General features: G+C 65.7%; 10 protein-coding genes and 1 pseudogene. 10 read left to right on the top strand and 1 reads right to left on the bottom strand.

Annotated elements, in window-relative coordinates; genetic code table 11:
* Nucleotides 1-8 precede the first annotated feature (8 nt).
* From QUS11_01665 to QUS11_01635, 7 genes and pseudogenes are all read left to right on the top strand, one after another.
* Nucleotides 9-1,220, top strand: a complete 1,212-nt coding sequence (locus QUS11_01665) for a type II secretion system F family protein (GenBank protein MDM7991998.1) — start codon at nt 9-11, stop codon at nt 1,218-1,220.
* A gap of 17 nt (nt 1,221-1,237) precedes the next feature.
* On the top strand, nt 1,238-2,860 hold the full coding sequence (locus QUS11_01660) for an ATP-binding protein (GenBank protein MDM7991997.1): 1,623 nt from the start codon (nt 1,238-1,240) through the stop codon (nt 2,858-2,860).
* Entirely contained in the window at nt 2,857-4,305 is a 1,449-nt protein-coding gene (locus tag QUS11_01655) for a sigma-54 dependent transcriptional regulator (GenBank protein ID MDM7991996.1), read from the top strand. The genes QUS11_01660 and QUS11_01655 overlap by 4 nt, the downstream gene beginning before the upstream one ends.
* Nucleotides 4,298-5,623, top strand: coding sequence for a hypothetical protein (locus QUS11_01650; GenBank protein ID MDM7991995.1), 1,326 nt, complete (start codon nt 4,298-4,300; stop codon nt 5,621-5,623). Before QUS11_01655 ends, QUS11_01650 begins: the two co-directional genes overlap by 8 nt.
* Before the next feature lie 132 nt (nt 5,624-5,755).
* Nucleotides 5,756-5,845: pseudogene (locus QUS11_01645) on the top strand (prepilin-type N-terminal cleavage/methylation domain-containing protein).
* 446 nt (nt 5,846-6,291) lie between these two features.
* Entirely contained in the window at nt 6,292-6,669 is a 378-nt protein-coding gene (locus QUS11_01640; GenBank protein MDM7991994.1) for a prepilin-type N-terminal cleavage/methylation domain-containing protein, read from the top strand.
* A gap of 96 nt (nt 6,670-6,765) precedes the next feature.
* On the top strand, nt 6,766-8,361 hold the full coding sequence (locus QUS11_01635; GenBank protein ID MDM7991993.1) for a hypothetical protein: 1,596 nt from the start codon (nt 6,766-6,768) through the stop codon (nt 8,359-8,361).
* 33 nt (nt 8,362-8,394) lie between these two features.
* Here the strand turns inward: QUS11_01635 and QUS11_01630 are convergent, their stop codons facing one another.
* Nucleotides 8,395-9,549 (bottom strand): hypothetical protein, encoded by a 1,155-nt coding sequence (locus tag QUS11_01630; GenBank protein MDM7991992.1) that lies wholly within the window; start codon nt 9,547-9,549, stop codon nt 8,395-8,397.
* 159 nt (nt 9,550-9,708) lie between these two features.
* Here QUS11_01630 and QUS11_01625 point away from each other — a divergent pair, with 159 nt between their 5' ends.
* The 3 genes from QUS11_01625 to rffA are packed head-to-tail and all read left to right on the top strand — an operon-like array spanning nt 9,709 to nt 12,526.
* Complete coding sequence (locus QUS11_01625) at nt 9,709-10,662, top strand: glycosyltransferase family 2 protein (protein ID MDM7991991.1); 954 nt, start codon at nt 9,709-9,711, stop codon at nt 10,660-10,662.
* On the top strand, nt 10,647-11,390 hold the full coding sequence (locus QUS11_01620; GenBank protein ID MDM7991990.1) for a GNAT family N-acetyltransferase: 744 nt from the start codon (nt 10,647-10,649) through the stop codon (nt 11,388-11,390). The genes QUS11_01625 and QUS11_01620 overlap by 16 nt, the downstream gene beginning before the upstream one ends.
* A complete protein-coding gene (rffA, locus tag QUS11_01615; GenBank protein ID MDM7991989.1) occupies nt 11,387-12,526 on the top strand; it encodes a dTDP-4-amino-4,6-dideoxygalactose transaminase in 1,140 nt (379 codons plus the stop codon). Before QUS11_01620 ends, rffA begins: the two co-directional genes overlap by 4 nt.
* The last annotated feature ends 2 nt before the right edge of the window (nt 12,527-12,528 follow it).

Genomic DNA, 12,528 nt, shown 5'->3' with positions numbered 1-12,528 from the left:
AGATTGCGATGCCTGAATTCCTGTGGTCCGGATCCAACAAGCAGGGCCGCACCCTCTCCGGGACGATAACGGCGGCAACCCGCAAGGACGCGGCCGATCTCCTCGAGAAGAGGGGGGTGTCGAACGCGAAGGTCCGTTCGAAGGGGATGGACCTCAGCAAGCTGGGCAAGTTCGGCAACAACATCACCGACAAGCAGCTCGCCACCTTCACGAGGCAGTTCGCGACCATGATCAACGCGGGCCTCCCGCTGGTGAACTGCCTCCAGATCCTCGGGCGCCAGCAGGACAACAAGGCATTCGCCTCCGTGATCGGCGAGCTGACCTCCGACGTCGAGAAGGGCGGGACGCTAGCGGAGGCCATGGGCAGGCACTCCTCCATCTTCAACGAGCTCTACGTCAACATGGTGTCGGCAGGCGAGCAGGGCGGCATCCTCGACACCATCCTGGCAAGGCTCGCGACCCACCTCGAGAAGTCGGCCAGCCTGAGGTCCAAGATCAAGACCGCAATGCTCTACCCGATGGTGGTCATGATAGTGCTGGCCCTGGTCATATCCGTCATGCTCATCTTCATCATCCCGATCTTCGAGAACATGTTCGCCGACCTCGGCGGCGACCTGCCGGGTCCCACGAAGCTGGTCATCGCCCTGTCCAAGTTCTTCATAGGAAACATCGTCTTCATCATCATCGGCGTGATCGCCCTGATCGTCGGCTACAAGGCGTGGTACAAGACGGACTCCGGGCAGAAGGTGATCGACAAGATCAAGCTGTCCATGCCGGTCTTCGGCCAGCTCCAGAGCAAGATGGCCATCGCGAGGTTCACCAGGACCCTCGGAACGCTGGTGTCGAGCGGCGTCGCCATCCTCGACGGCCTGAGCATCACGTCCAAGACCGCGGGCAACAGGGTGGTGGCCGACGCCATCATGCAGGCGCGCACCAGCATCTCCGGCGGCGAGAACATCTCCAACCCGCTCGAGGCGTCGGGCGTGTTCCCGACCATGGTCACATCGATGATCGCGGTCGGCGAGGAGACGGGCGGCCTCGACGAGATGCTGCTCAAGATAGCCGACTTCTACGAGGAGGAGGTCGACGTCGCGGTCGCCGGCCTCACATCGATCCTCGAGCCCATCATGATCGTCGTCCTCGGTGCGGTGGTCGGCGGCATGGTCATCGCGATGTACCTGCCCATCTTCGATCTCATCGGCGCGGTGGGGGCGCAGTAGCGGAGCGTCCTGATCCCGTGGGCGGGAACGGCGGAAGAGTGAGGCGCTTCACCTGGCTCCAGGTGGGGCGCCTCTCCGTGCTGGGCTCGCTCTGCGTGTTCGGCATCGCGGTGCTCGGTTCCGAGCAGGTGCGCAGCGCCTATCTCGTCGCCGCGGCGATACTCGTCGGCAACAGCGTCCTCTTCTCCCTCGCCTCGGCCAGGAGGCCGGGGCATGCCCTCCCGGTGTGGATCCTCTGCTGCCTGGACGCTGTGGTGATCGGGATAGTGATGCACTTCGCCGGCGGCATGGACGGCCCGTTCGCCATGGTCTTCCTGCTCCACACCCTTCTCGCCGGCTACCTGCTGGGAGTCCGGGGCGGTGCCTGGATGGCCATGATAGATACGCTGATCCTCTCCACGTCAGGCATGCTGTCGCTGGCCGGGATGGGCCCCTCGGACGGCAGCGCCATGATCGCCCGGCTGGGGCTCGAGGCCTCCGCCGACCTGTCGGGGCAGTACATCGCGCTCAGGGTCTTCCTGCACGCGCTCCTGCTGCTCTCGATCGGCATCGTCTCGGGGTACCTGACCGAGCTGCTCCGGAAGCAGTCGGGAAGGCTCCAGGACGTGCTGGAGGCCGTGAGGGCGAACCGTGCCGGATCGAGGGAGATACTCGAGAACCTCGCAGACGGGATACTGGTGCTCGATGCATCCGGCGACCCGATAGGCGGCAACTCGTCTCTCAGGCAGATGCTCTCTCTCGGCGACCCCTGGGAGCACGCCGTCAGGAAGACGCAGCTGTACAGGCTTCTCGCGGGCTACCAGAGGGCCGGCACCTTCCCCGACAACATCGACCTGGTGACAGACGACAAGATCCTGGAATGCAGGATGGGGGTCTTCCACGACTCATACTCCGAGAAGCCCGGCTCGATGGCCGTCCTCAGCGACGTGACCGAGGTGAGGAACCTCCGGAGCAGGCTCGAGGAGCGCGAGAAGCTGGCGGTCGTCGGCAGGCTCTCGGCCACCATGGCCCACGAGATCCGAAATCCCCTCGCGTCCATCAGCGGAGCGGCCCAGGTCATCCGGTCGCGCGACATGGACGAGCAGGGCGAGGCACGCATGGTGAACATGATCATCGACCAGGCGAAGCGCGCCTCCGACATCATCGAGGGCTATCTCGAGGTGGCGCGCGGCGGCAGGATGCGCGAGGAGACCGAGCTGCGCCTCGACATGCTGCTGAAGGGCGTGGTGGAAGGCGCCAGGAACAGCTACGCCGCCAGCATCACCGTAGCCATGGGTTCGATGCCGGAGATAACGATAAGGGGCAAGGAGCAGAGGCTCGCGCAGATCTTCGACAACCTCCTGCGCAACGCGGCCGAGGCGCTCGACACTGTAAAGGGCGGCAGGGTCGAGATCGGCCTCTCCCGCGAGGAGGACAGGGTGCTGATCACGCTCCGGGACAACGGCCCGGGCATGCCGCCCGAGGAGCTCGCCCGCGCTTCGGAACCCTTCTTCACCACGAAGGAGTTCGGCACGGGGCTGGGCCTGTACGTGGCCAGGCGGGTGGCCGAGGAGCACGACGGGTCGATCACCTTCGAATCACCGGAAGGAGGAGGCCTCATGGTGACGGTGGACCTCCCGGTGACGGGAGCCACGGCATGACGCCGCAGCTCAGGCTGATGATAGTGGACGACGAGCCCTCGATGCTGGAATGGCTCAGCGTCCTGCTGTCGCGCAAGGGCTTCGAGGTGCAGTGCTTCACCTCGCCGCTCAAGGCCCTGGAGCACGCCGCCGGGCGCTCGCCCGACATAGCGCTCGTCGACCTCAGGATGCCGGGCATGGACGGCATAGAGCTCCTGGCCGCCCTGCGCAAGCTGAACCCCGAACTCGTGGGCATCGTGATGACCGCCTACTCCAGCATCGACAGCGCTGTGAAGGCCATGCGCCAGGGCGCCAGCGACTACCTCATCAAGCCCTTCGAGGTGGACCAGCTGATGCTCTCGCTCGAACGCTCGCTCAAGGTGCGCGAGGTGCTCACCGAGAACCGCATCCTCCGCCGGCAGGTGAGGACGAGCTTCGACTTCAGCGAGATAGCGGGCAAGACCGACGTGATGCTCCAGCTCCTCGAGCAGATCCGCATCGTGGCCGACAAGGAGAGCACCGTCATCATCACGGGCGAGAGCGGCACGGGCAAGGAGCTGGTGGCGCGGGCCATCCACTACAACAGCCGCAGATCCTCGGGCCCCTTCCTCGCCGTGAACTGCGGCAGCTTCACCAGCACCCTCCTCGAGAGCGAACTGTTCGGCCATGTGAAGGGATCGTTCACCGGCGCACACCGCGACAAGGACGGGCTGCTGGTGGCGGCGTCCGGCGGCAGCTTCCTGCTCGACGAGGTGAGCGAGCTCGACCGCGACCTGCAGGTGAAGCTGCTCCGTGCCCTCCAGGAGAGGCAGGTGCTCCCGGTCGGCGGCACCAAGCCCGTCCCCTTCGACGTGAGGCTCATCGCAGCCACCAATGTAGACCTCAAGAGCAGGGTGGACGCGGGGGAGTACAGGGCCGACCTCTTCTACAGGCTGAACGTAATACCCCTGCACGTCCCCGCACTCAGGGAGAGGGCGGCCGACATACCCCTGCTCGTCGAGCGTTTCAACAGGCTTTATGCGTCCAAGTTCGGGGCCCCCGTGAAGAAGTTCGCCCCCGATGCGATGAAGGCCCTCCAGCAGTACCCGTGGCCGGGTAACGTCCGCGAGCTCGAGAACCTCGTCGAGCGCCTCTGCGTGATGGTTCGCGGCGACAGCGTGGCCCTGCGCGACCTGCCCGACACATTCACGGCTTCCGGGGCGCAGCAGAAACCCCCGGCCGCTTTCGCGGATGCTTCGCAGGACGACGGCACGACGGAAGAGACCGGCCAGGCATCCGCATTCCAGGGTTCGGGCTCGATCCCGGCCCTGCACGAGGTCGAGGAGGCCTGGATCCGCTTCGTGCTCGACTACAGGGCGGGGGGGCAGAAGAAGCTGGCCGCGAAGATGCTCGGGATCGATGAGAGCACCCTCCACAGGAAGCTCGAGAGGTACTCCCGCAGGGGGGGCGGCGGAAAGGTTGACTAGGCCGCTCTTCCGGCGTATCCCGCATCCGCTCCTCACCTTCACGATCCTGTTCGTCGCGGGATTCCTGCTCGGTCAGACCGGCATACCCGTCGAGGACGGTGGCGAGGTCATCACCGTAGCGCGCCTGGGCGGGACCATGCACCCCCCGGGCATGCCCCTCCTGGCACTTCTGCTCCGAGTGTCGTGGATCCCGGGGGAGAGGGGGCCGGCCGTACTGGCCGCGCTGTGCGCATCCGTCTCCCTCCTGCTGCTCTTCAGGCGGTCGGGCGTGACAGGGCTCGCCATGGCTCTCGCGGTCATGGCGATGCCGTCCTTCCGCGAGAGAGTGCTGGCCTGGGACGCCTACGGGCTTCTTTTCCTTCTCTTCACGGTCGCTCTGGCGTCCGAGGGCCTCTCAGGGCTCTCGTCCGGCTATCTCACGGGCCTTTCAATAGCGGTCCACCCGGCCGGCGTGCTCATGCCCGCGGCCCTCTCATGGCGCCGCGGGAGCATCCTCGCCGCCCTGTGCGGGCTACTGATCGGCGCGAGCATCTATCTTGCACTGCCGGTGATGTCGGCAGCGGGCTGCGCGGTCGACTGGGGCTCGCCCGGCGTGCTTTCGAAGTTCATCGCACAGGTGAGCGCGGCGGGCTATCGTGAGGTCTACGGAGCCTCCATGGGGAGCCCGGGTGCAGCGGCTCTCCTCGGACATCTGTCCGTGCTCCGCGGCATGCTGTGGCCGGCGTTCATGCTGCCTGCCGCCGCCGGAGCAGTCCTGCTCGCCCTTTCCTCCCGCAGGAAACTGCTCCGTCTCGGTATCCTGCTTGCGCTGGATGCCGCATTCATACTGCTGGTGAACCCGATGGCCTCGGGGACCTCCCAGACGGGGTGGCTGTCCCTCCTCGTGCTGTGCGCCCTCGCCGCGGCGGCCTGCGAAGCACTGCCGCGGGCCGCCTCGCTGGCGCTCGCCGCTGCCGTGGCCCTGCCGCCGCTCGTCTCTCCCGGCGATCCGCTGCCTGATCAGAGCGGTGATGTCGAGGCCTTCGTGTCATCAGCTCCGCTGGACGCAGGCCTGTTCATCTCCGACAACGACATGCTCTACGGCTGCTGGATGGAGAAGTACGGCAGGGACCTCCGCCCCGATGCCGTTCTGCTTTCCACGGGCAACTTCTCGCCGTGGTTCGAGCATCTGGCGATGCGCTACAACCCCGATCTCGACACGTCCGGAGGCCTGAACGAAGCGGGCGGGCCCGGCACGCCCCGCGAGGTGGTCGTCGCAAGGCTCGTCGAGATGACGATCCGGAACAACCCGCAGAGGGAGTTCTTCTCCGACCGATAGGCTTGCATAGCGCAAGCCGCAGGTGGACGAACGGCCTCCGGTTTTTCCGGCAGTCTTGGAAACAGCGGCTGCGAGAGTGATTCAATAATCAGGAATGTTTTATGCTTCATATACTGCCATAGGGGGTGAGGCATGCAGAGGGGTTTCACGCTGATCGAGCTCATGATCGTGGTGGTGATCATCGGGATATTGTCCGCCATCGCCATTCCGGGTTACAACAACGTGCAGGAGTCGGCCAGGCGATCGTCGTGCCGCAGCAACATCCGCACGCTGGCGACCGCCGAGTCCATCTACTTCGGCGTCTACGGGAGCTATACCGCCGACATGACCAGCCTGCTCGCCGTCCAGGAGAACGCCGGGCAGGTCCGCTGCCCCGCGCGCCCGGCCATCGGCATCTACACGCTGCAACTGCCGGCGGCGGAGCAGTACCTGGTCGCCTGTCCCGTCCCCGGCATGGACCACGGCTCGTTCGTCTCGGGCATCTCGAGCTGGTGATCCGATGCTGGACAACAGGCCCTCCGGGTTGCAGATTGCATCTCGTGAGGGGAATCGTGTCCGACGAGGGAAGAAACGCGTACTTTTACAGACGATTCTCCCGGTAATATGCCGATGGTGCCTTTGTTGCTCTTTGTTCGTCAGTGTTTCCCAACCGTGAAAGGGGTTTCGAGATGAAGAGAGGCTTCACACTCATCGAGCTCATGATCGTCGTCGTGATCATCGGCATCCTCGCCGCCATCGCCATCCCCAAGTTCGGCAGCGTCAAGCAGACCGCCGAGATGGCCTCCTGCCGCAGCAACATGAGGAGCCTTGCAACCGGCGCCTCCATGTACTACGGCACCTACAACAGCTGGGGCTCGCTGGCCGTCTTCGTGTCGTCCGACCTGATGGAGAACGCCACACTGATGGAGTGCCCGCAGGATCCAGCCGGCAGTGACTACGGCTACACCGTCGCCGCCGGTGTCTACACCATCGACTGCCCTACGGGTGGTGCTGGGCTTCCGCAGGATCACGGCTCGGTCGTCGACGGTATCCAGAGCTGGCAGTAGCTTCCGCTTGACTGTCGCCTGCGGCGGGCCTCCGGGCCCGCCGCTCCCTTTTGCGGCCCCGTTGCCCGTCGGGCCCGGCTTTTATATCCTGATGCCATGAATCGTCGATCCCTCACAGTCGGAGCTCTTCTCCCGGGCAGGCGGCCCGCGCCGGTTGCCGTGCTGGCGGCGGTGCTGGCCTCTCTCCTCACGTTCAACCCATATCCCTACGACCACGTCGTCTCGCGCTGGGCGCTCGTGAGGAGCGTCGTCGACGATGGAACGACCGTCATAGACCGGTACTCTGCATTTACCTCCGACAGGGCCGTGTGGGAGGGCCACTCCTATTCCGACAAGTCGGCCCTGCTGTCTCTTGCCTGCGTCCCGCCTGCACTGGTCCTCGAAAGCCTGGGGATCGGCAGGGCCCATACGATCCCGCTGGGGCTCTTCGACCCGGCCAGGTACGTCTGCGAGAGACTCCTGGTCTCGGGTTCGCTCCTCCTCCTGCTCCTCCTGCTGGCGCGCAGGACATCCCGCGAGGGGATCGATCCTCTCCCCGCCGTCGCGGCCGCGGGACTGGGCAGCATCATGCTGCCCTATTCGACCGTCCTCTACTCCCATGTCCCGGCGGCGGCCATGCTGTTCGCGGGATACTCGCTCCAGCAGGAGGGGCGGTTCAGGGCCTCCGACGCGTGCTGTGCGCTGGCCTCCGCCATGGACTACACCGTTCTCCTGCTGTACACAGTCCTCGTCCTGTTCCGCCCCCGTTCCTGGTGGAAGCCTTCCGGCATCCTCGCCGCCGTTCTGATGACCGCGGCCGCCTTCGCCCCCCAGATGGCGTACAATTCGACCTGCTTCGGAAGTCCCTTCCGCATGGGCTACGCCCTCGAGGCCAGCGAAGCCTTCGCCGCTCTTCACACCGGCTTCTTCGGCTTCACCGCCCCGGATGCCGGGCGGTTCCTGTTCCTGCTCGCGAGCCCCGAGAGGGGGCTGCTCTTCTACATGCCCTGGATCGCCGCGGGCATCGCCGGTCTCGTCTCGAGAACCGGGGCCGGCAGGATCAGGATCGACCCGGGCCTCGTCATGACGGCGGTCTACGTCGTCCTCTATTCGGCACTCCACACCCGCACGCAGGGATGGGCCTTCGGGCCGCGATACCTCATCCCGGTGATCCCTTTCGCCGCACTCGGCCTCTCGCGCTTCGCGGAGCGGGGCAGCCGGGCGCGATGGGCGGCTGCATTCCTCCTGATCCCCGGCGTCATACAGACGTTTCTGGGGCTGCTGGGCGAGATGCACCTTCCCGTGCACCCGGTCGAGCAGGCCGTCCCGCTCCCGCAGGTCACGATCAGCCTGCGCATGCTCCTCGACGGGCACCATTCGACATGGATCGCGGACCTGCCCGGCGTCGTGCTGCTCGTTGCAGCAACCACTCTTGTCGTCGCAACGCTCTTCAGGGGAAGCAGATTCGCGCCCGCCGCTCTCCTGTCCATCCCCATGCTGCTCTCGCCCGCGCTTTCATCCCGCAGTGCCTCGCAGGGCTGGGGCGGCAAGATGGATTACTACAGGGGAGTCCTGGCGGAGCACAGGATGGAGTACGCTCTCGCAGCAGGCTATTTCACAAAAGCCGCGCAGGATCCCGCCGCGCCTGCTCTCGTCGGGGAACTGGCCGAGGAGATGCGTATCCTCTCGGGATCCCCCGCCGGACCGGAGTGACCCGGCGGCCTTCCGGCCGTCTCCTTCACAGCATCATTCGGTATCCGGCGGGCTGGAGTCCGCGAGCATCGGCGCCAGGCGCAGCGCCAGATCCTCCATCATGAGATCCGTTGCATGCTCGTTCAGATGGCTGTTGAGAGGCCCCATCTTCCAGTCCTCGATGCGTATCGGCAGTTCCAGGAAGGACACGTCCGAGTTGGAGTCGTGCACGTTCCGCTCATACTGGGATCTGGCGACGTGATAGTAGAGGCCGTTGAGAACATACGTGGCCTCCTCGACGTCTCCCGTCGGGTCCGGCGGACCTTCGGCCGCGAAGAAGACCGCCGAGGCTCCGCTGGATCGGGAGAGCGAGTCGATCCGATCCAGCAGGAGCCTGGTCAGATCCACCGAATACTGCATCCTGGGGCTCCTCGGGGTGAGGTACACGGCCAGATGGCTCTTCTCCGTGGCGAGGTTCTCGAATCTCATCAGACCGAGATCCGTGTTCCACCTCTCCTGCCATTCCTGCCTCGCCGGACCCTGCCATGTCGAATCCGGACCGTAGGGGGCAGGGAGCCTCGCCTCCCACGCGCCGTCCCTCGAAGGCCTGCCGAGAGCCGATTCGAGAAGGGCGACAATCCTCAGAGGAGGGACCGGCAGAGCATCGCCCGGATTCTCGCACGGACCGGCCAGTTCCCCTGACTCGAGCCAGAATGTGGGCTTGGCCCAGCCATCCGCGGGCCAGTGCGTCGGGAAGGTGTTGTTCCACAAATCGTTGGCCGGCGTCTCCCAGACCACCACCATGTCGGCCCTGAAATCCTCGAAGTAGTACTCCAGGGCCAGAAGCTCCTGATCCTGTCCGTAGCCCTGGGCCGCAACCGATGCCACCTCCACATCGCGGCCCAGGATCTCTTCCAGATGGTGCTCGAGGCGTGACTCCGGCATCCAGTCCCATGCGAGGTGAGTCGCCTCCACCTGCGAGTCGCCGACAAGCACGAGAACCGTCGTGCTGTCCGAATACCCGATCGGATGCCCGCGGAATCCGAGCTGGTTCCTCTCCTGCCGGGGCACGGACGAGGAGCACACCCATCCGCTGGTGACGACAGGCGGGGAGCAGGCCAGCCTGAGGAAGGCCTCGGCCGCTGCAAGGGCGACGAGAGTGCCTGCCAGAACTACGAGAACGGAAGAAAAGACTCTGGGAACGCGCATCCCGCCCTCCCGCCGGATCCTGGCGGCAACGGGACCGCCTTCCGCACTATGGCTGTCCCGCGCCGTCCCCGCAAGCCAGAGGGTACTTGCGCAGACAGTGCGGTGGAGTCATCAATTGGAGGTTCGACTCCAGTCGAGACCCGTATGCAAGGGGGAGGGATGACCGGTCTGCCGCCTGGGATCTCCGTTGTCGTCCCGGTCTACGAGAGCCGCGACTCGCTCGGGAGCCTCGCCCGTGCCGTGTCGGAGGCGATGTCCTCCATCGGCGTTCCCTGGGAACTGGTGCTCGTGGACGACGCTAGCACCGACGGGAGCTGGGGCGCGATCCGGAAGCTCTCCGAAGCCGGCCCGCGGATCAGGGGCATACGCCTGGCGCGCAACAGCGGCCAGCACAACGCCCTCCTCTGCGGCATCAGGGCGGCGCATTTCTCCGTGACAGTCACGCTCGACGACGATCTGCAGAATCCTCCTTCCGAGATCCCCAGGCTCCTCGCGAAACTCGAGGAGGGTTTCGACGTCGTCTACGGCTCGCCCGACAGGGAGAGGCACGGCCTCCCGCGCGACATGGCCTCGAAGCTCACTAAGGCCGTACTCCAGAGGTCGATGGGCGTAGCCACAGCCTCCCGCGTCAGCGCCTTCAGGGCCTTCCGCACAGCCCTGCGCGACTCGTTCGTATCCCACGGCGGGCCCTACTGCTCGATCGACGTGCTCCTGACATGGGGCACCAGGAGCTTCGGCGCCGTCACCGTGAGGCACGAGCCCCGGCGGATCGGCAGGTCGCACTACACCTTCGGAAGGCTCTTCACGCACGCCTTCAACATGATTACGGGCTTCTCCACCATCCCGCTCGAGGTAGCCAGCATGGCGGGGTTCGCCTTCATGATCTTCGGCGTGGGAGTGCTTCTGTACGTGCTCTTCCGGTACTTCGAGAACGGCGGCAGCGTTCCGGGCTTCCCGTTCCTCGCGTCCATCATCTCCATCTTCTCGGGAGTCCAGCTCTTCTCTCTCGGCGTGATAGGCGAGTACATAGCGAGGATGCACTTCAGGCTGATGGGCATTCCCGGGTACACGGCCGTCGAGGATACCGGCGGAGAGGGATGGTCCGCGGAGTGACGCGGCTCTGCTCGATGCTGGAATGGGATTCGTCCTTCTTCGGGCTCCGCATCGCCAGATATGCGCGTGTGGGGATGACGCCGGCCCAGGCAGCCAGCGTGAAGTCATGGTGCTCGTCGAACGCGGTCGACTGCCTCTACTTCCTGGCCGACCCCGGAGACGGCCCGAGCCTCGGGTCGGCTCACGGGCTAGGCATGCGCGCGGCGGGGATCCGTGCGGAGATGAGGGTCGAAACTGCCAGGATCCCTGCCTCAGAGACCGCCGGACCGGTCAGGAGAGCTATCCCGTCAGACATCCCCCTGCTCGAGGACCTCGCGACGGAAAACCACACTTCCTCGCGATTCTTCGTCGATCCGGGTTTCGGCAGGAAGAGAGCGTCGGCCATGTTCTCGTACTGGATGCGGAAGTGCTTCTCCGATCCCCGCTGTACGCTGCTGGTCGCCGGGGATGCCGGCAGACCCGGGGGGTACTGTGCGGTGCGGGATCGGGCTGGAGAAGGTGTGATCGAGCTCCTCGGCGTGGCTCCCGGGAACAGGAGCGCGGGGCTCGGGAAGGCGCTCGTTTCGGCGGCTTCCAGGATCCTGGGTGATGCCGGCGTCGCGCATGTCTCCGTGGTGACACAGGCCGGCACCGCCGGGGCCATGGGATTCTACGAGCGTCTCGGGTTCGTCACCGACAGGATGGGGATCTGGTTCCACTACTGGCCTTCGCTCGGGCCGAAGACGTGACGACCTACAGGATTCCATTCAACAGGGCCGGGCTGGGCGGCCGGGAGCTCGAATACATCCGTCAGGCCGTCGAGAACGGTTTCGTGGCCGGCAACGGCCCGTTCTGCCGGAGGTGCGAGAGTGAACTCGAGGCTGTGACGGGAGCCCCGCACGCCCTCCTGACCCCCTCCTGCACCCACGCCCTCGAGATGTGCGCCTACCTCCTCGACCTCTCACCGGGTGACGAGGTCATCGTCCCCTCGTACACTTTCGTTTCCACCGCGCTGGCCTTCGCCTCGCGGGGGGCGGTCCCCGTCTTCGCCGACATCAGGCCCGACACGCTCAACATCGATGAATCGCTCGTCGAAGACCTGGTCACGCCCCGCACCCGTGCGATCGTGGCGGTGCACTACGGCGGCGTGGGCTGCGAGATGGACAGGCTCTCGGAGATCGCAGGCGGATGCGGTGCCGTGCTGATCGAGGATGCCGCGCACGGCCTGTTCGGCAGGTACCGGGGGATGGGTCTGGGCTCGATGGCGCCCCTCTCGACACTGAGCTTCCACGAGACGAAGAACATCACCTGCGGCGAGGGCGGAGCCCTCCTGGTCAACGATCCGCGCTACTTCGAGCGGGCGCGGATCCTGCGCGACAAGGGAACCGATCGCGCGCGGTTCCTCGACGGCCAGGTGGACCGCTACACGTGGGTGGACCTGGGTTCCAGCTACGTGCTGTCGGACATGCTGGCCGCGTTCCTGCTGGCCCAGCTCGAGGCTGCAGGGGAGATCCAGCGGCGCAGGGAGGCCATCTGGAGGAGGTACACCGAAGGCCTGGCCGGGTGGGTCTCGACCAGGGGGGTCCGCTTCCAGGAAGTGCCGGCCCACTGCGACCCGGCCTGGCACCTCTTTCCGCTCGTCATGCCCGACAAGGCCTCCCGCGACGGACTCATCGCACATCTCGCGGCGAGGGGCATACTCGCGGTGTTCCACTATCAGCCCCTTCACCTGTCGAGAATGGGCGTTTCGTTTGGTGGAAGGCCGGGTCAGTGCCCGGTGGCCGAGTCGGCCGGCGTGCGTCTCCTCAGACTCCCGTTCTTCCCGTCGATGTCCGATGCCGAGCAGGATGACGTCATAGGAGCGGTCCTGGACTCCGGGACCTGATT

This window comes from Candidatus Fermentibacter sp., from assembly GCA_030373045.1.
Classification (GTDB): Bacteria; Fermentibacterota; Fermentibacteria; order Fermentibacterales; family Fermentibacteraceae; genus Fermentibacter.
This window is presented reverse-complemented; position numbering and strand designations above follow the sequence as displayed.

What these genes read in the sequence shown, in the direction of transcription:
- QUS11_01665 (MDM7991998.1), top strand. Translation starts at nt 9, where the DNA reads ATGCCTGAATTCCTGTGGTCCGGATCCAACAAGCAGGGCCGCACCCTC.
- QUS11_01620 (MDM7991990.1), top strand. Translation starts at nt 10,647, where the DNA reads ATGGTCCGCGGAGTGACGCGGCTCTGCTCGATGCTGGAATGGGATTCG.
- QUS11_01635 (MDM7991993.1), top strand. Translation starts at nt 6,766, where the DNA reads ATGAATCGTCGATCCCTCACAGTCGGAGCTCTTCTCCCGGGCAGGCGG.
- QUS11_01655 (MDM7991996.1), top strand. Translation starts at nt 2,857, where the DNA reads ATGACGCCGCAGCTCAGGCTGATGATAGTGGACGACGAGCCCTCGATG.
- QUS11_01640 (MDM7991994.1), top strand. Translation starts at nt 6,292, where the DNA reads ATGAAGAGAGGCTTCACACTCATCGAGCTCATGATCGTCGTCGTGATC.
- QUS11_01625 (MDM7991991.1), top strand. Translation starts at nt 9,709, where the DNA reads ATGACCGGTCTGCCGCCTGGGATCTCCGTTGTCGTCCCGGTCTACGAG.
- QUS11_01630 (MDM7991992.1), bottom strand. Translation starts at nt 9,549, where the DNA reads ATGCGCGTTCCCAGAGTCTTTTCTTCCGTTCTCGTAGTTCTGGCAGGC.